This is a genomic window from Microbacterium sp. S308A+, from assembly GCF_049800815.1.
Taxonomy (GTDB): Bacteria; Actinomycetota; Actinomycetes; order Actinomycetales; family Microbacteriaceae; genus Microbacterium.
Window position 1 is genome coordinate 530,470 of the sequence record NZ_JBNAFT010000001.1, and the last position, 17,906, is coordinate 548,375.

Annotated in this window: 15 protein-coding genes; 4 read left to right on the forward strand and 11 right to left on the reverse strand. The window is 69.1% G+C overall.

Annotated elements, in window-relative coordinates; genetic code table 11:
- Positions 1–107 precede the first annotated feature (107 nt).
- Together mnmA and ACP15J_RS02525 are read right to left on the reverse strand one after the other, a co-directional pair.
- Positions 108–1,205, reverse strand: a complete 1,098-nt coding sequence (gene mnmA, locus ACP15J_RS02520) for a tRNA 2-thiouridine(34) synthase MnmA (RefSeq protein ID WP_424935618.1) — start codon at positions 1,203–1,205, stop codon at positions 108–110.
- A gap of 9 nt (positions 1,206–1,214) precedes the next feature.
- Positions 1,215–2,399: a cysteine desulfurase family protein gene (locus tag ACP15J_RS02525; RefSeq protein WP_424935617.1), complete on the reverse strand. Its 1,185-nt coding sequence runs from the start codon at positions 2,397–2,399 to the stop codon at positions 1,215–1,217.
- 61 nt (positions 2,400–2,460) lie between these two features.
- On the opposite strand from ACP15J_RS02525, the gene glgX reads away from it, so the two are divergent.
- The 3 genes from glgX to glgB all read left to right on the forward strand — a co-directional run bounded on the left by glgX (position 2,461) and on the right by glgB (position 8,908).
- Complete coding sequence (glgX, locus tag ACP15J_RS02530) at positions 2,461–4,560, forward strand: glycogen debranching protein GlgX (protein ID WP_424935616.1); 2,100 nt, start codon at positions 2,461–2,463, stop codon at positions 4,558–4,560.
- A gap of 74 nt (positions 4,561–4,634) precedes the next feature.
- A complete protein-coding gene (locus ACP15J_RS02535) occupies positions 4,635–6,719 on the forward strand; it encodes a maltotransferase domain-containing protein (protein WP_424935615.1) in 2,085 nt (694 codons plus the stop codon).
- Entirely contained in the window at positions 6,716–8,908 is a 2,193-nt protein-coding gene (glgB, locus tag ACP15J_RS02540) for a 1,4-alpha-glucan branching protein GlgB (RefSeq protein ID WP_424935614.1), read from the forward strand. Before ACP15J_RS02535 ends, glgB begins: the two co-directional genes overlap by 4 nt.
- A 180-nt stretch (positions 8,909–9,088) precedes the next feature.
- Here the strand turns inward: glgB and ACP15J_RS02545 are convergent, their stop codons facing one another.
- Both ACP15J_RS02545 and ACP15J_RS02550 read right to left on the reverse strand, forming a co-directional pair.
- Positions 9,089–10,024: a tetratricopeptide repeat protein gene (locus ACP15J_RS02545; RefSeq protein WP_424935613.1), complete on the reverse strand. Its 936-nt coding sequence runs from the start codon at positions 10,022–10,024 to the stop codon at positions 9,089–9,091.
- Complete coding sequence (locus ACP15J_RS02550) at positions 10,021–11,859, reverse strand: hypothetical protein (protein ID WP_424935612.1); 1,839 nt, start codon at positions 11,857–11,859, stop codon at positions 10,021–10,023. The genes ACP15J_RS02545 and ACP15J_RS02550 overlap by 4 nt, the downstream gene beginning before the upstream one ends.
- Positions 11,860–12,014: 155 nt before the next feature.
- Here ACP15J_RS02550 and ACP15J_RS02555 point away from each other — a divergent pair, with 155 nt between their 5' ends.
- Entirely contained in the window at positions 12,015–13,079 is a 1,065-nt protein-coding gene (locus ACP15J_RS02555) for an AI-2E family transporter (RefSeq protein ID WP_197220356.1), read from the forward strand.
- A 17-nt stretch (positions 13,080–13,096) separates the two neighbouring features.
- Here ACP15J_RS02555 and ACP15J_RS02560 read toward each other — a convergent pair whose 3' ends face one another.
- The 7 genes from ACP15J_RS02560 to pyrH form a co-directional block, all read right to left on the reverse strand.
- Positions 13,097–13,810: an alpha/beta hydrolase gene (locus ACP15J_RS02560; RefSeq protein ID WP_424935611.1), complete on the reverse strand. Its 714-nt coding sequence runs from the start codon at positions 13,808–13,810 to the stop codon at positions 13,097–13,099.
- 1 nt (position 13,811) lies between these two features.
- Positions 13,812–14,096 carry a hypothetical protein gene (locus tag ACP15J_RS02565; RefSeq protein ID WP_424980830.1) on the reverse strand — a complete coding sequence of 95 codons (285 nt, stop codon included), beginning with the start codon at positions 14,094–14,096 and terminating at the stop codon, positions 13,812–13,814.
- 14 nt (positions 14,097–14,110) lie between these two features.
- Positions 14,111–14,809, reverse strand: coding sequence for a transglycosylase SLT domain-containing protein (locus tag ACP15J_RS02570; RefSeq protein ID WP_424935610.1), 699 nt, complete (start codon positions 14,807–14,809; stop codon positions 14,111–14,113).
- Between the two features lie 90 nt (positions 14,810–14,899).
- Complete coding sequence (locus tag ACP15J_RS02575) at positions 14,900–15,484, reverse strand: DivIVA domain-containing protein (RefSeq protein WP_424935609.1); 585 nt, start codon at positions 15,482–15,484, stop codon at positions 14,900–14,902.
- 17 nt (positions 15,485–15,501) lie between these two features.
- On the reverse strand, positions 15,502–16,497 hold the full coding sequence (locus ACP15J_RS02580; RefSeq protein WP_424935608.1) for a phosphatidate cytidylyltransferase: 996 nt from the start codon (positions 16,495–16,497) through the stop codon (positions 15,502–15,504).
- 7 nt (positions 16,498–16,504) lie between these two features.
- Complete coding sequence (frr, locus tag ACP15J_RS02585) at positions 16,505–17,059, reverse strand: ribosome recycling factor (protein WP_424935607.1); 555 nt, start codon at positions 17,057–17,059, stop codon at positions 16,505–16,507.
- A gap of 96 nt (positions 17,060–17,155) precedes the next feature.
- Positions 17,156–17,872 (reverse strand): UMP kinase, encoded by a 717-nt coding sequence (pyrH, locus tag ACP15J_RS02590; RefSeq protein ID WP_197219979.1) that lies wholly within the window; start codon positions 17,870–17,872, stop codon positions 17,156–17,158.
- Positions 17,873–17,906: the final 34 nt, after the last annotated feature.

Genomic DNA, 17,906 nt, shown 5'->3' on the forward strand with positions numbered 1-17,906 from the left:
GGCACCGACATCTCCCGCGCCCGTAGGTTCCGCGGGCTCGGCACGGCGATATCGGCGGTGATGGCCGAAGGAGCCGCCAACACCGCGCCTTCGCGGAGGCGAACCGCTCAGACCTGGACGGGGGCCGCGGACACCGTACGGTCGATCGTGAACTGACCGAGCACACGTGTCCCGACGTAGAGCACGGCGCTCTGACCGGGAGCGACGCCGTCCAGCGGCACCTCCGGCACGACGCGGACCTCGCCCGGCGTCACGAACGCCCGGGCGGGGACGGGATCGGCGTGCGCACGGATCTGGACTTCGCAGGCGAGCTCGGCATCAAGCGGGGCCGCTCCTGCCCAGGTCACGCGGGAGCCTGCGATCTCCGCGATCGCGAGAGCCTCCTTCGGGCCGACGACGACGATGTTGGAGACGGGCCGTACCTCCAGCACGAACCGCGGCTTGCCGTCATCCGCGGGGATGCCGAGACGAAGACCGCGGCGCTGGCCCACGGTGAAGGCGTGCGCTCCCTCGTGCGACCCGACCACGGCGCCCGAGCGATCGACGATGTCGCCCTGCTCGGCGCCCACCTTCTCGGCCAGCCAGCCCCGGGTATCGCCATCGGGGATGAAACAGATGTCATGGCTGTCCGGCTTCTGCGCCACGCTCAGTCCCCGGGCAGCCGCCTCCGCGCGCACCAGCGCCTTCGACGGCGTCGCTCCAAGGGGGAAGTACGTGTGGGCGAGCTGGTCTGCGTCAAGGACGCCGAGGACATAGGACTGGTCCTTCGCCGCGTCCGATGCCCGGTGGAGCTCGAGCCCCTCCGGCCCGTCGACGAGCGTGGCGTAGTGCCCGGTGCAGACCGCGTCGAAGCCGAGCTCGATCGCGCGCTCCAGGAGCGCGGCGAACTTGATCTTCTCGTTGCAGCGGAGGCAAGGGTTCGGCGTGCGCCCAGCCCGGTACTCGGACACGAAGTCCTCGATCACTTCCTCGCGGAACCGCTCGGAGAAGTCCCAGACATAGAAGGGGATGCCCAGGAGGTCTGCGGCGCGACGGGCATCCATCGCGTCCTCGATCGTGCAGCAGCCGCGGCTCCCGGTACGGAGGGTCCCGCCCGCTCGCGAGAGGGCGAGGTGCACGCCTACCACCTCATGCCCGGCGTCGACCGCGCGAGCCGCAGCCACGGCCGAGTCCACGCCGCCGCTCATCGCCGCAAGGATCCGCATGGTCCCAGTCTAGGAGCGGCTGGCTGAACGGGCTCCCGAGGCCCGGGCGTAGGCGTCCGCGATCACCGCGAGGACCGCGTCGACGTCCGCCTGGTCCGATCCCCGGCCGAGGGTGAAGCGGATCACGCTGCGCGCCTCGGCGTCGCTGCGTCCCATGGCGCGGACGACATGGGACGGCTCGGCCACACCCGCCTGGCAGGCAGAGCCTGCCGAGGCGGAGATCCCCGCCTGGTCGAGGAGGAACAGGAGGCTCTCGTTCGGGGCTCCGGGGAACAGCAGATGGGCGTTTCCGGGGAGGCGTCCGGCCGAGTCCGGGTCTCCGAGCAGCTCGGCGCCCGGGATCAGAGCGAGGATCCCGTGGGCGAGGCGGTCGCGCAGCCGGCTCACCCGTTCGGCCTCGGCGGCGCGTTCCTCCTCTGCCCGTTCCGCCGCGAGTGCGAGCGCCGCGGCGCCCGCGACGTCCTGAGTCCCCGCACGCAGCCCCCGCTGCTGTCCGCCGCCGTGCAGGATCGGCGCCATCCGCGCCGAGCGCGCCACGACCAGCGCCCCTGTCCCGACCGGCGCACCGAACTTGTGGCCGGCCAGGCTCAGCGCCACGAGGCCGCCACCGGGCGGTGCCTGGCCACGCAGCTCCCGGAAGGAGACGGGCAGATGCCCGAACGCGGCGACGGCGTCCAGATGCAGCGGGACGCCGGAGACCGACGCCGCGCGGGACAGCCGCGACACGTCGTTCCTCGTGCCGACCTCGTTGTTCGCGACGAGCGCGGTCGCGAGCGCCACACCGTCGGCCGTGAGGGCGACCTCGAAGGCCTCGGCATCGATCCGACCGAGCCGGTCGAGAGGAACCGGAAGGATCTGTGCGCCCTGCTCCGCGAGAGCGGCCGCGGTGTCGAGCACGGCATGATGCTCGCCGTCGGGGAGGACGACCGTCGTCCTCCCCGACGTTCGCGAAAGCCAGAGCCCTTGGAGCGCGAGGTTCGCCGACTCCGTCCCGCCGGAGGTGAAGACCACCTCGATCGGGTCGGCGTCCACCACCGCGGCCAGACGCTCTCGCGACTCCTCCAGGAGGCGCCGCGCGGCCTGCCCCGCGCCGTGGGTCGAGGAGGCGTTGCCGATCACCGCGGAGGCACGTAGCCATTCCTGCGCGACGTCCTCACGCAACGGGGTCGTCGCGGCGTGGTCGAGATAATGCACGTCCCCTACTCTCGCACCCCGGACGGGGCCGAGGGCGGTGTCCGCGCCTAGGCTGTTCTCCATGTGCCCGCATGCCACCGCCCCTTCCGACGCACAGGCCGCCGATCGAGCATGCTCGCTGTGCAGCCCGGCGTACGACGACCTCGGCGTCCGGGTGCAGGACGGCGTCGGCACCCTGCGGGTCTGGTCGGTGAACGCCACCGCGATGGAGCTCGTCGTCTTCGACGAGGCGGACGTCGACTGGATCGTCACGGAGCTGCCGCTCTCCCCCCACGGCGACGGAGTGTGGGAGGTCTCGACCCCGCTGCTCGTCCCCGGCGCCCGGTACGCCGTGCGCGTGACGGGCCCGCAGGGCGGAGGGAACTCGTTCGACCCGAAGGCGCTCCTGGTCGAGCCGTACTCGCGAGGACTCGTGCGCGCAGGAAGCGCCGAGGACTGGCGCTCGGTCGTGGTCGACGGGACGTTCGACTGGGGCGGAGTCCCCAAGCCCGCGACGGCCTTCGCCGACACCGTGATCTACGAGGGCCATGTGAAGGGCCTCACCAAACGGCATCCAGACGTCCCCCCGGCGCTGCACGGGACGTATGCCGGCCTCGCCCATCCGGCGATGATCGAGCACCTCTCGTCCCTCGGCGTCACGGCGGTGGAGCTCCTCCCCGTCCACTCCTTCGTCTCCGAGCCCTGGCTGCTGCAGCGTGGCAGGACGAACTACTGGGGGTACAACACCCTGAACTTCTTCACGCCGCATGCCCCGTATGCGACCACCGAGGCACGACGGCGCGGCCCCGATGCGGTGCTCCGCGAGTTCAAGGGCATGGTGAGGCTCCTGCACGAGGCGGGGATCGAGGTCATCCTCGACGTCGTCTTCAACCACACGTCCGAGGGCGGGCCCGACGGCCCGCGGACAGGCCTGCGCGGGATCGACAACGCCCGCTACTACCGGCAGCAGCCCGACGGCTCCTACATCGACACGACCGGCTGCGGCAACACCCTCAACACCGCCGTCGACGCGGCAGGACGCCTGGTCCTCGACTCGCTGCGCTACTGGGCTCAGGAGGTGCAGGTCGACGGCTTCCGCTTCGATCTCGCGGCGTCTCTCGGGCGTGACGCCGTGCACGCCTTCACCTCCGATCATCCGCTCCTCCAGGCGATCCGCACGGATCCGGCGCTCGCAGACGCGAAGCTCATCGCCGAGCCCTGGGACACGGGGTTGGGTGGCTGGCAGACAGGGAACTTCGGCCAGGGCTGGCACGAGTGGAACGACCGTTACCGCGACCGGGTGCGGAACTTCTGGCTGAGCGATATCGACTACGCGCGGAGGGCGGCGACGACGCCAGTCGGGATCGGCGGTTTCGCGACGCGTCTGGCCGGATCCTCGAACACCTTCTCACCCGAGCGGGGACCGCTCGCGAGCGTGAACTTCATCACCGCGCACGACGGGTTCACCCTGCGCGACCTCGTCTCGTACAACGTCAAGCACAACGAGGCCAACGGCGAGGAGAACCGCGACGGCGCGGAGATGAACCGCGCTTTCAACCATGGCGCCGAGGGTCCCACCGACGATCCGGTGATCGAGGCGACGCGCCGGAAGGCGATGCGCAACCTCCTGGGGACGCTTCTCCTCTCCGCCGGCGTCCCGATGCTCACCGCCGGCGACGAGGCCGGCCGCACCCAGGACGGCAACAACAACGCCTACTGTCACGACTCGCCGCTCACCTGGCTCGCCTGGGAGCACGAGGGCTGGCAGCGGGACCTCCGCGACCATGTGTCCGCCCTCACACGCCTGCGTCGGGAGAACCCGGCCCTCCGCCCTGCACGCTATGCGGTCCTGGGTGAAGAGACACCGGGGGCCAGTGAGATGTTCTGGTACGACCAGAACGGCACGTCGATGTCGATCGAGCGCTGGACCGACGCCGCGAACCGGACGCTGCAGTACGTCGCCACGTCCGAGGCGGAGGAGACCCCCAATCGCGTCCTCCTCATGGTCCACGGGACCGAGAGCGCGATCGACGTACGGCTGCCCGAGGTGCACGGGGTGAGCCGCTACGTGTCGCTGTGGTCGAGCGCGGACGAACGACCGAGTGAGGTCGAGACCGTTCACGCCCCCGGCGATGTCATCGTCCTCCCCGGCACGTCGATGAGGCTCTTCCGCGCCGAATGACCTCCCGCCCCGCCGCAGTCGGCGTCGGTGTGCCGTCCCTATCCGGACGACCTCCCGCGCGATAGGTTCGGGGGGTGGCTGCACGATCCGTCTCCCGTCCCACGTCCGAGGCTTTCCGGAGTCCGGCGCGGCTCCCGCTGCGGCCCCTCACGCCCGTTCCCTCCGGCGATGCCCTCACCACGCGCATCCCGCTTGGAGATCCGCGTCCGCTGGCGCCGGGCGGCTTCGCGCCGAAGGCGTTCGAAGGCGAGGCGGTCCCGTTCCGCGTCGTCGCATTCCGCGAGGGGCATGACCTGATCGGCGTGCATCTGCGTCTCCGCTCCCCGGACGGGGACGAGAGCCTGCACCGTCTGTCGGCGCTCGACGACGGCACCGACCGGTGGGAGGTGCTGGTCGCATTCCTCGCTCGCGGGCGCTGGTCGTTCCGATTCGAGGCCTTCGCCGACGAGTACGCGACCTGGGCGCATGCCGCCGATCTCAAGGTCCGCGCCGGCGTGGACGTCCCGGTCATGTGCGCCCTCGGAGGTGCCCTGCTCGGACGAGCCGCGGAAGAGGAGGATCGCCCCCGCACCGAACGCATCTCCTTGCTCGCCGCCGCGGACTCCCTGGTCGCGCCCGGCAGCACAGAGGATGCGGTACTCGCCGTCCTCGGCGACGAACGTGTCCGCTCCGCCCTGCGCGACCGTCCCCTGACCGCGCTGGGATCGGCGACGGGATGGCAGACCCTCCTCGTCGAACGCGAGCGCGCCGGCGTCGGCGCCTGGTACGAGTTCTTCCCCCGTTCCGAGGGAGCCGCCCTCCGCGCCGACGGGTCGATCAGGAGCGGCACCTTCCGCACCGCCGCCGACCGACTCCCCGCCGTCGCGGAGATGGGGTTCGACGTCCTCTATCTCCCGCCGATCCATCCCATCGGACGCACGAACAGGAAGGGGCCGAACAACGCCCTGACCGCCGGCCCCCAGGACCCCGGGTCTCCCTGGGCCGTCGGCGGGCACGAGGGCGGTCACGACGCGATCCATCCCGACCTCGGCACGCTCGAGGACTTCCGCGACTTCGTCGCCGCGGCGAAGGCACTCGGAATCGAGGTCGCACTCGACCTCGCCCTGCAGGCCTCGCCCGACCACCCATGGGTCGCCGCGCATCCGGAGTGGTTCACGACCCTCCCGGACGGCACGATCGCCTACGCGGAGAACCCGCCGAAGAAGTACCAGGACATCTATCCCCTCGACTTCGACGGCGATCTCCCCGGCCTCTCGGCGGAGGTTCTGCGCGTCGTCGAGCACTGGATCGCCCAGGGCGTGCGCATCTTCCGCGTGGACAACCCGCACACCAAACCCCTGCGGTTCTGGGAATGGCTCATCCGGACCGTGAACGATGCGGACCCGGACGTGGTCTTCCTCGCCGAGGCGTTCACCCGCCCCGCCCCGCTCCGCGGACTGGCGGCGGTCGGATTCCAGCAGAGCTACAGCTACTTCACCTGGCGGAACACCAAGGCGGAGCTGGAGGAGTTCCTCGTCTCCGTCGCCCAGGAGACGGCGGACTACCTCCGGCCCAATCTGTTCGTCAACACCCCGGACATCCTCACCGAATACCTGCAGTTCGGCGGCCGCGCCGCATACCGGATCCGTGCTGCGATCGCCGCGACCGCTGCTCCTCTTTACGGCGTGTACGCCGGCTACGAACTCTACGAGAACGTCGCGCGTCCCGGTTCCGAGGAGAACATCGACAACGAGAAGTACGAGTACAAGCTCCGCGACTGGGCGACGGCAGAGGCCTCGGGCGACTCCCTCGCGCCCTACCTGCGGCAGCTCAACGAGATCCGCCGCAGGCATCCGGCTCTCCGGCAGCTGCGGAACCTCCGTGTGCACTGGAGCGACGACGACGCGATCCTCGTCTATTCGAAGCATCTCGACGCAGCGTTCACCGGCACGGGCAGGGACGACACGATCATCGTCGTCGTCAACGTGGACCCCCATTCGGTGCGACAGACGACCGTGCACCTCGACACGCGCGAATGGGGCGTGCAGCCCGGGCAGTCCTATGAGGTCGAGGACCTGCTGACCGGTGCCGTCTGGTCATGGACCGACCACGCTTTCGTGCGGCTCGATGCCTTCACCGAGCCGGTCCACATCCTGCGCGTGAAGGAGCCGGGGCCATGATCACCGTCGAGCCCGTCGTCCTGGAGTCCGTGAGCGCCGGGACACATCATGATCCGCATTCCGTCCTCGGCGCGCATCCGGAAATCGACGACAACGGCCGGCGCACGACCGTGATCCGCGTCCTCCGCCCTCTCGCCACGTCGACGACCGCCCTGCTCGCCGACGGCGGCAGCGTGCCGCTCACCCACGTCGCCGAGGGGGTCTGGGAGGGCGTCGTCCCCGGCGATGCCGACCGCTACCGCATCGCAGCGACCTATGCGGACGGGGCGGAGTGGGTCGCCGCCGACCCCTATCGGCACGAGCCGACACTCGGCGAGCTCGACCTGCACCTCATCGGCGAGGGCAGACACGAGAGACTGTGGGAGGCCTTGGGAGCCCGCGTGCGCGTGCATCAGGGCGAGCCGGGAACCTCGTTCGCCGTCTGGGCTCCGAACGCGCGCGCGGTCCGGGTGGTCGGAGACCACAACGACTGGGACGGTCGTCTGCACGCCATGCGGTCGATGGGCGCGAGCGGAGTCTGGGAGCTCTTCGTCCCCGGCGTCGAGCCCGGCACCAGGTACAAGTACGAGATCCTCACCCGGGCCGGGGAGTGGATCCTCAAGGCCGACCCGATGGCGCGACTCGCGGAGACGCCTCCGGCGACCGCCTCGATCGTCACCCGCTCCGACTACCGGTGGCGCGACGGGGCCTGGATGACACGACGAGCTGCCACGCATGCGGTCGCCCAGCCCCTCTCGGTGTACGAGGTGCACCTCGGCTCCTGGAAACCAGGCCTGGGCTACCGGGCCCTTGCGGACGAGCTCATCGCTCATGTCCACACGACCGGCTTCACGCACGTGGAGTTCATGCCCGTATCCGAGCACCCCTTCGGCGGCTCCTGGGGCTATCAGGTCAGCGGCTATTACGCCCCGACCCACCGGTACGGCGAGCCGGACGACCTCCGCTATCTCATCGACCGTCTCCATCAAGCGGGCATCGGGGTCATCCTGGACTGGGTTCCCGGCCACTTCCCGAAGGACGCCTTCGCCCTCGCGCGTTTCGACGGGGAAGCCGTCTACGAGCACCCTGATCCGCGACGCGGCGAGCACCAGGACTGGGGGACGCTGATCTTCGACTACGGGCGCGCCGAGGTGCGGAACTTCCTCGTCGCGAACGCCCTCTACTGGCTCGAGGAATTCCATGTCGACGGACTGCGCGTGGATGCCGTTGCCTCGATGCTCTATCTGGATTACTCGCGTCGCGACGGCGAATGGGAGCCGAACGTGCACGGCGGTCGAGAGAACCTGGAGGCGATCCGCTTCCTCCAGGAGGTGAACGCCACGGCCTATCGCCGCCACCCCGGGATCCTCATGATCGCCGAGGAGTCCACGAGCTTCCCCGGGGTCACCACGCCGACCGACCACGCCGGACTCGGCTTCGGCTTCAAATGGAACATGGGGTGGATGAACGACTCCCTGGAATACATCCAGCGCGACCCGCTCTACCGTGGCCACCACCAGGGCGAGATGACCTTCTCCTTCGTGTATGCGTTCGGCGAGAACTACATCCTGCCGATCAGCCACGACGAGGTCGTGCACGGCAAAGGCAGTCTCCTCGCCAAGATGCCCGGTGACCACGACCAGAGGCTCGCCACCGTGCGCGCCTACCTGGCGTACATGTGGGGTCACCCAGGCAAAAACCTCCTCTTCATGGGGCAGGAGTTCGGGCAGCTGGCGGAGTGGTCGGAGTCGCGGGGACTCGACTGGTGGCTGCTCGAGCAGCCGTCTCATGCACAGTTGCAGTCCTTCGTCGGCGCGATGAACCGTGCATACCGCGGGAACGCCCCGCTCTGGGAGCGGGACGACGACGGCTCCTCCTTCACTCGCATCGGTGCGCCCGTCTGGGACCCGAGCGTCGTCGCCTTCGTGCGCCGGGACGCGCACGGCGGCCATCTCGCCGTGATCAGCAACTTCGCCGGCGTGACCCAGACCGGCGTCCCCCTCGACCTTCCTCTCGCCGGCGCGTGGAACGAGGTGCTGAACACCGACGCCGGTGAGTTCGGCGGGCACGGTGCGGGGAATCTCGGCCTCGTCTACGCCGCCGACCGCGAGGACGGTTCACCGCAGGCTACCGTCACCCTTCCTGCCCTGTCGACGCTGTGGCTGCGTTACCAGCGGGATCCGCGCCTCCCCGCCCCCGCGCACGGCTGACCGGTCCACCACGGGGTAGGCGCGTGTCGGGTGACGGCGCTCAGCGAGGCCTCAACCCCCGCGACGAGCTTGCCGACGAGGGGCCGGGGCCCCGTCGGCTGCTCGTCGGCGAGCATGTGAGCGAGGCTCCCTCTGTCCACCGACCGCTCGGATGACCCTTCACCGGGTCTCGTGGCTCCGTCAGAACAGGAGCGAGGCGAGTCGCTGGCGCGCCTTGCCGACCCTCGGATCCGCGTCGCCGACCAAGCCGAAGAGCTCGACCAGTCGCTCGCGCACACGTACGCGATCCGCGCCGTCCGCCGCGGCGAAGAGGTCGAGCAGACGCTCGAAGGCATCGGCGACATGCCCGCCGGCGACGTCGAGGTCGGCCACCGCGAACTGAGCGTCCACATCGGACGGCGCGGCTGCGGCCGCGGCACGCGCCGCGTTGAGGTCAAGCTCTTGTGTACGGTGCAGAAGGCGTACCTGGCCGAGTCCTGCCCGCGCCTCCTCGTCTCGTGGGTTCTCTGCGAGCGCCTTCTCGTACGCCGCGATCGCGGCGGCGTAGTCACCGGACTCGATCGCCTCGAAGGCCGCTTGATGCAGCGGCGGGAGCGGCTTCTCCGCGGCCTCGGCCGGATCCTCGACGTCCGCCATCGGAATGACGTCGGTCACGCCGTGCTGCGCCGCGAGCTCGAGAAGCTGCGCGAAGACCTGCCGGACCTGTTCCTCCGGCACCGCACCCGTGAACATCGGCACCGGCTGCCCCTTGATCAGCGCGACCACGAGAGGGATCGACTGAGCACGGAAGCCTTGGGCGAGCTGCGGGTTGGCATCGACATCCACCTTGGCGAGCACGATGCGCCCGGCGTAGTCGGTGACGACCTTCTCGAGCACCGGGCTCAGCTGCTTGCAGGGTCCGCACCACTCCGCCCAGAGGTCGAAGACGACCGGGACCCGGTTCGACAGCTCCAGGAACTCCCCGAAGGTCGCATCGGTCACATCGACGACCAGCGAGTTCGGAGGCGCCGCGTCGCCGGCCGACGCCGACGGAGTTGCCGTCGGCGACGCGGGGCGATTGCGCAGCGAGGAGAGATCGACAGCGCCGCGGAGAGCGGCGGCGGAGATTTCACTCACGGGATGACCTCCACAGAGAGGAGCTGCTGAGAGGCAGCGAGGAGCGTGATCGGTTCTTTGGAGTCGTGGCCGGGAACAGCGAAGAACAGCTGCATGCCGTAAGTGGTCACGAAGCCCTTCGCAGAGGACTCGACCCCGGTGATCGCCTTCGCCGGCGCGTTGTTCGTCAGCCGGATGTCCACGCCCGGCTGCGTGGGCGCCACGTTCTGCACGTCTTTGATCGTGACGGCGACCACCGCGCCGCTCGCGATCGACGAGAGCGCGACCGGCGCGTCATCGGCGGGGACGGCGTCGAAGGTGAGCGCCGAGGTGCTGGCCGCGCCGCTGTCGCTCAACGCCTGGACCAGCTTCGCTCTGACATCCTGCACCGACTTCGCGAAGGTGAGGGCGGCAGCGTCGAACTTCGCGTAAGAAGGACTCTTCTCGCCGTTGTCGATGACGTCGGCGAACTCACCGGCCAGGCTCTCCGGCGCTGTCTCGAGGAAGGGCGAGTCCGGCGGCGCGAGCTTGGCACCGAGCCAGGCCGGCGCCATGTCCGGCAGCTCTGCGGCGGGCAGCATCTCGGAGACGTTGCCGATCTTGTAGTTCGCCCAGGGATCCTCCTGCGTCATCGTGAGGATCAGCGGAGCGACCTTCTTGTCAGCCCCGTGCTGGACGAGCATGAGGGTCGTACGCGGCCAGGCGTCGTACGCCTGGGGCACGAGGATCCGGATTTCGCCGGTGGGGACGGTCGCAGGCAGCGCGTAGTCCGCGACACTCGGGCGGACAGCGTAGGCCGTCGTCCGCTCAGCCAACGCCGTTCCGCTCAGCCGGGTTCCAGCAAGAGCGCTGTCCAGGTTCTTGTCCGCCTCGCCCAGGGTCTCGGACACCCGTTCGAGGATCCTCGCGGCCTGGGCCTCGGTCATCGCGGGCGCTTGCAGGTTCGCGTCCGGCACCGCGCTCGGAGACGAGGTCGGGGACGGCGTGCCCGCCAGCTGCGGCCAGGCGTCGGGAGTGCACCCGCTGAGCAGGATCGCGGAGATGCCGATCGCAGGGAGGACCAGCAGTCCGCGGCGACGGCTGCGTCGACCGATGACGCTGTCCGTCTTCCCCTCGGATACCGGCGGGGCGCTCGTGTCATCCGTGACGGCGCCCTTGCTCCGCGCCGTGCGGCGGTGGGGGACGTCGATCGGCTCGGTCGGCATCGGCGGCGGCCCCTTGCGGCGAGGCCCGCGTCCACGTCGGGAATGACGGACGGCGAGGACGTACAGCACGATGCCGAGGAGTGCGAAAAGCCCGCCGAGGACGATCAAGGGGCCTGCCCATGGCGTCGCCGTGTCGAGCGGCCAGGACAACGCCAGATCGTTGGGCGCGACCGCGCTCCCGTCCGATGCCACGAGGAGGCTCACGCCGTTCGGGAGTTGCATGCGCTCGCGCAGAGTGTTCTCATCGCTGACGGTGTGGAGCCAGAGATCGGAGTCGACGAGCGCCTCGGCGGCCCCCTCGGCGGCGGGTCGGGCAGCCGCGTCGGCCTTGGGCTCGACCAGGACGCTCGACGTCTCACCGGACTGCTCCAGCGACACCCTGTTGTACGCGACGTCCGAGAGCCATGCCTCCAGATCGGCGGTCCGCGCCTGTGCGACGAACAACGGACCGTCTCCGCGCGCGGTCAGCGTCTGCTCCCCCGGCTGGGCACGAAGGACGTCACCGTCGATCATGGTGTAGCGCTGCGGCTGCTCCACGGTCAGGTCCGCTGTGACGTCCTTCGGACCGAGGAAAATGGTTCGCTGGGCGATCCCGGTCCCGACGAGGACCGCGGCCAGCACGAAGGCCAAGACGGCCCATACAAATCGCACGAAAAGTCTCCTCCGTGATCCGCGGATACGACGCGCAGATCTCGCTCGACGTTTCAGACTAGCGAAACGACCTGAAAGGACGCCAGGCGCGGGCGTCGTTGCCGCGCCGCCTCGCCGGACACGGATACGCTGTCCGTCGAAGCCCGAGGAGTCCTATGAAGATCCACAACCCGTTTCGCACCGCCCTGGTGGCGACGCTCGGCGTCGGACTCGGCCTAGTCCTCATCAACAGCGTGCAGACGCTGTCGACGATCCTTCTCTATGTCGGCACGGCGCTGTTCGTGAGCCTGGGCCTGGACCCGGTCATCACCTTCCTCACCCGACACCGGTTCCCCCGCTGGGCCGCCGTGCTCACCTCGATCGTCGGCGTCCTCGCGGTCTTCACCGGAATCGTCCTGATCGTGCTGCCGGTTCTCGTCGACCAGATCAGCCAGCTCGTGCGCCAGATCACCACGTTCTTGCAGAGCACCTACATCGGCGACGTCAAGGACTGGGTCCTCACCGTCTTCCCCGGCCTGCAGCCGTCGTTCCTCGACGAGGTCGTCGGCAACGCCCAGAAGTGGCTCGGGGAGAACTGGGGCTCGATCACGGAAAGCGTGGTGGCTGTCGGCACGGCGATCGTGGGGGGCCTCTTCGGCGCCTTCATCGTCCTCATCCTCACGATCTACTTCACCGCGGCGATCCCCTCGCTCAAAGGCTCCGTCTACCAGCTCGTCCCGGCCTCCAAGAGAGCGCGGTTCATCGACCTCGCCGAGCAGATCACCGCTTCGGTCGGCTACTACGTCATGGGACAGGTCACGATGGGCGTGATCAACGGGGTCCTCAGCGCGATCTTCCTCTCCATCATCCGTGCGCCCTTCCCCGTCGTGCTGGCCGTCATCGCGTTCTTCTTCTCGCTCATCCCGCTCGTGGGGACCCTGACCGGCTCGTCGATCATCGTGCTGATCTGTCTCATCCCCGGACTCGGCGGACTCCCCTATCCGACGACCGCCATCATCGCCGCTGTCTACTACCTCGTCTACATGCAGGTGGAGGCCTATCTGATCTCGCCACGAGTGATGAATCGCGCTGTCTCGGTCCCGGGCGCCGTCGTCGTGATCGCGGCTCTCGCGGGCGGGTCGTTGCTCGGCCTCCTGGGAGCGCTCATCGCGATCCCGGTCGCGGCGAGCATCCTGATCATCTACCGCCAGGTGCTGATCCCCCGGATGAACGAGCGCTGACCTCCTCGGACGGATACTCAGCCGGCGGGCCACTCCGTGGGCAGCGGCAACGCGTCGGGGTTCACCGCCGCCACGATCTCGGTCAGCACTCGACGAGTCTGGCTCTCACCGACCCAGAGGTGCTTGCCTCCTTCGACGGGGATGATCGTCGCGTGGGGGATCGGGGCGAAGCGCTGGACCGCCTCGGCAGGACGCAGGTAGTCGTCCAGTTCGGGGATGAGCGCCACGACCCGGCGCGTGTCCCCCGTCCAGGACGACAGCTCCTCCGCGCTCGTGCGATGCAAGGGCGGCGACAGGAGGATCACACCTTCGATGTCGTGTCTGACCCCGTACTTCAGCGCCAGCTCGGTGCCGAAGGACCAGCCGACGAGCCAAGGCCGTGGAAGATTCCTCTCACGGACGAACGCCATCGCGGCGGCGAGGTCGTACCGCTCGGCCACGCCCCCGTCGAACGCGCCCTCGCTCGTACCCCGGGGCGAGGTCGTACCGCGGGTATTGAAACGGAGGACCGCGAGGTCGGCGAGAGCGGGCAAACGTGCGGCGGCTTTGCGGATGATGTGCGAGTCCATGAAGCCCCCCGCGGTGGGAAGGGGGTGCAGCGTCACCAGCGTCGCGGTCGGAGCATGCTCCTGCGGCGACGCGAGCTCGCCGACGAGGGTCAGCCCATCCTCCGTCCGCAGCTCGATGTTCTCCCGCCGCGCGGGCAGCTCCAGGGGTCCGCGGATCTCCATCTCAGCCCTTTCTCCAACAGCCGTTGTGCCAATGCCGCCGCGCGGCAAGGTCGGCCGCATCCCCCAGCACGCCGTCCGCGCGCCAAGCCACCAGGTGGGCTGTTCCGGCAAGGACCAGGCCCGAACAGCCGGGACAGATGTATTCCTTCTGCGCCTGCGCCGCGGAGACGGGTTGGACGTACCATTCCGCACCGCCGCGCACCTCGGTACGCTTCCAGCCGGCGATCAGCCGATTGAGCGAGTCGTCATGCGGACGCTCTGGACGACGTCGATGGGAACGAGGCATGGGCGAGCAGGAGCTCACCACCAGTGGTTGTTGGACCAGAAGGACTGCGCCGCGGCCCAGCTTCCGTAACGGCCCACCGCATACCCATTGGCCCAGCGCAGGTTGTCCACGGGGTCAAAGCAGTTCCCCGGGACCTTGCCGCAGGGCAGGGCCTGGACGAGTCCGCTCGCCCCCGAACTGGAGTTCACCGCGTTCGGGTTCCATCCGCTCTCGCGACTGACGATGTAGTCGACATAGCCCCAGTCGGCGGGGTCGATGCCCGCGGCGGTGAGCCATGCCGTGGAGTCGCCGCCACCGGTGTAATATACCGAGCCACCGCCCGAGCCACCAGAGGATCCGCTGCTCTCCGAGGACGAGGACGAAGCCGGCGCCGCGGTCTGCGTGGGAGTGGGAGTGGGCGTCGGGGTCACATAGACCTCGAACCCGTCCCTCGTCACCGGCGTCTCTGCGGCGCCCTCCACCGTCACCGTGATGTTCTGCGCGTCCTTCGCGGCGAGCGAGTAGGTCGTCTGCGCTTCCGCTGCGGGTGCCGGGGTGGCCATCGCGATGCCGGCAGGGGCCAGGATCGCGGCGGAGAAGCCGGCGACGGCGACCCCCGCGAAGACGGCGGAGAAGCCACGACGACGAGCCGGCCGGGGAGCGTGGGGGCGACGATGGGCACGTTCTGCTGTGTCCTTGACGACCTCCGCCCGGGCAGCGGATGCCGAAACCAAATCGTTATCGGGAGTCACAATGATCGATAGTTTAGCGCCCCGCGCCTGAATCCACCATGAGAACACACGGAGGCGGCGACACGAGACTCGTCAGCGGACCGCGAGCAGCACCTCGATCGTCGCGTCGAGCAACGCGTCGACCTGCTCCTCACGGTATCCCCGACGCTGCATGCGGAAAGCCGCGTTGCGCACCTGTTCCGCCGAGAGCGCGTCACCGTCGCGCAGGTAGCCGACGATCCTGTCCGCGACATGATCGACCTCATCGACCCGATAGCCCCACGTGAGCACGCTGGTGCGTGCGAAGCGCTGGCCGGACGGTCGGCCGAGATGGTCGAGGATCACCTGTGCCTGGGTGCGCGCCCGGCGCACCCAGGCGCGAGCACCGCGCTGCGACAGGGCCGTGGTGCGCTCTCGCTGGGCGAAGGCGTCCTCGATCCGCGCGAGCGCCGCGTCGACGTCGACGATGCGATATCCGCCCCGCACCACGGGAAAGGAGGCGGCACGCACCGATGCGGCATCGAGCGAGGGCGGCTCGGATTCGAAGGCCTCTTTCGCGCGGGCGAGGAAGACGTCGACCGCTGCGCGCTGGTACCCCTTCTCACGCCCCTGGGCGAGAGGGAAGTGCGGCCGAGCATCAGGAGCCGCAGAGCCGTTCGCAGAGTCGGAGATCGTCACAGTACCGCCAGGTTTTCTCAGGAGGACAGGGAGGCGAGGAGGTGGAACAGGGCGAGGCCGACGACAGCCGACGGCAGGATGCTGTCCAGCCGATCCAGGAGACCGCCGTGGCCGGGCAGCCAGGAGCTCATGTCCTTGATCCCGAGGTCTCGCTTGAGGAGCGACTCGCCGAGATCGCCGATCGTCGCCGTGGCGACCAGGGCGGCGCCGAAGATCAAGCCGGCCCACCAGGGAATGCCGAGCGCATAGATGGCGAGCAACACGCCTGCGCCGAGGGAGGCGACGACCGCGCCGGCGAAGCCCTCCCATGTCTTCTTCGGGCTGACCCGTGGAGCCATCGGATGACGGCCGCCTCGACCGAACAGCAGTCCTGAGGCATAGGCGGCGGTGTCCGCCACGACGACCACGCCGATGAACGAGAGCACCCACCATTCGCCGTTCGGCTCACGCAGGAGCATGAGGGCGGTGCCGGCGAAGAACGGGATGTAGACCTGGACGAAACCGCTGGCGACCGCGTCGGTGAGGACGTCGCCGTAGGTGCGTCCGTCGCCTTCCACCATCTGGGCCATGAGCCGCCAGACCACGACCGCCGCGACCGCGACGAACAGCGCCACCCAGAAGAGCCAGGGCTCGGCGAAGTACCCGGCGCACACCAGCAGCACCCCGGCGATCAGCTGCGGCCAGAGGTCGACACGGCGACCGCCAGCCCGGAGCGCGATCGTGAGCTCGCCGATCGCGAGCAGCGCCCCCGCCGCCGCGAAGATGACGAAGGTCCATTTCACGAAGAGCAGCGACGCCAGCAGCGCGGCCCCGATCAGGAGCCCGATGACGATCGCCAGGATCAGGTCGCGTCCGGTGCGCTCCTTGAGACGCTCGTTCGCCTGGTCGAGCTGATCGCGGGCGTTCGAGACGTGGGTGCCGATCTCCGCCTTCTTCGCCTGCCAATGGGCGTGCAGCTGCTCCGCCGGCCGTGACGGCGACGGAACGTCCTGCTCCCCCGGATCCGGTGCCATCCCGACCTCACACCTCGAGGAGCTCGGCCTCTTTGCGCTTCACAGCCTCGTCGATGAGGTCGACGTGCTGGCGCGTCAAGGCGTCCAGCTCCTTCTCGCCTCGCGCGATCTCGTCCTCGCCGAGCTCGCTCTTGAGACCGTCGAGTTCGTCCTTCGCCTTACGACGGATTCCGCGCACGTGGACCTTGGCATCCTCGCCCTTGGACTTGACGAGCTTGACGTATTCTTTGCGTCGATCGGCGGTGAGCTCCGGCATCGTCACACGCACGATGTTGCCGTCGTTCGTCGGGTTCGCACCGAGGTTCGGCATGTCGCGGACGGCCTGTTCGATCGCCTTCAGGGCCGACTTGTCATAGGGCGTGATCAGCAGCGTGCGCGCCTCGGGATTCGCGAGCGACGCGAGCTGCGCGAGCGGGGTCGGCGTGCCGTAGTAGTCCACGAGCAGCTTCTGGAAGAGCTGCGGGTTGGCCCGACCGGTTCGCACCGTGCTGAAGTCCTCCTTGGCCGCCTCGACGGCGCGCTGCATGCGGGAAGTGGTGTCGGCGAGGACGTCCGCGATCACGGTTGCTCCATTCGTCAGAGTGTTCTTCTCAGTCTAGCCGGGACGCATCCGACGCCCCATGTGCAGCGGGCGTCGGATCCGGGCGCGGAGAGCGGGTCAGGCGGTGACCCGCGTTCCGATCGTCTCGCCCAGGAGCGCCCGGGTGATGTTCCCCTCGGGCTCCATCCCGAACACCCGCATGTCCATGCCGTTGTCCATGCAGAGGCTGAAGGCTGTCGAGTCGACGACCTTCAGGCCGCGCTGGAGCGCCTCGCGATACGTCACCTGGTCGATCCTCGTCGCCGAGGCGTCCTTGTTGGGGTCGGCGGTGTAGATCGCATCCACGCCGTTCTTGGCCACGAGGACCTCCGTCGCCCTGATCTCCAGCGCACGCTGGGCCGCGACGGTGTCGGTCGAGAAATAGGGCAGCCCGGCACCGGCGCCGAAGATCACGACGCGCCCCTTCTCCATGTGCCGCTCTGCACGCAACGGGATATAGGGCTCAGCGACCTGGGTCATGGCGATCGCCGACTGCACGCGCGGCTCCGCGCCGGCCTGCTCGAGGAAGTCCTGGAGAGCGAGGGCGTTCATGACGGTGCCGAGCATTCCCATGTAGTCCGCCCGCCCACGGTCCATGCCGCGCTGGCTGAGCTCCGCGCCGCGGAAGAAGTTTCCGCCGCCGACCACGACGGCGATCTCCACCTTCTCCGTCGCCGCCGCGATCTCGCGAGCGATCTGACCGACGATGTCAGGATTGACCCCGAGCTGCCCCCCGCCGAACGCCTCCCCCGACAGCTTCAGAACGACACGCCTGCGTCCGGTGTGCTCCGTCATCGTTATCTTCCTCTCGTCCAAACAAAAATACCCC

What these genes read in the sequence shown, in the direction of transcription:
- glgX (WP_424935616.1), top strand. Translation starts at nt 2,461, where the DNA reads ATGTGCCCGCATGCCACCGCCCCTTCCGACGCACAGGCCGCCGATCGA.
- ACP15J_RS02560 (WP_424935611.1), bottom strand. Translation starts at nt 13,810, where the DNA reads ATGGAGATCCGCGGACCCCTGGAGCTGCCCGCGCGGCGGGAGAACATC.
- ACP15J_RS02580 (WP_424935608.1), bottom strand. Translation starts at nt 16,497, where the DNA reads ATGGCACCGGATCCGGGGGAGCAGGACGTTCCGTCGCCGTCACGGCCG.
- ACP15J_RS02565 (WP_424980830.1), bottom strand. Translation starts at nt 14,096, where the DNA reads ATGCCTCGTTCCCATCGACGTCGTCCAGAGCGTCCGCATGACGACTCG.
- pyrH (WP_197219979.1), bottom strand. Translation starts at nt 17,872, where the DNA reads ATGACGGAGCACACCGGACGCAGGCGTGTCGTTCTGAAGCTGTCGGGG.
- ACP15J_RS02555 (WP_197220356.1), top strand. Translation starts at nt 12,015, where the DNA reads ATGAAGATCCACAACCCGTTTCGCACCGCCCTGGTGGCGACGCTCGGC.
- mnmA (WP_424935618.1), bottom strand. Translation starts at nt 1,205, where the DNA reads ATGCGGATCCTTGCGGCGATGAGCGGCGGCGTGGACTCGGCCGTGGCT.
- glgB (WP_424935614.1), top strand. Translation starts at nt 6,716, where the DNA reads ATGATCACCGTCGAGCCCGTCGTCCTGGAGTCCGTGAGCGCCGGGACA.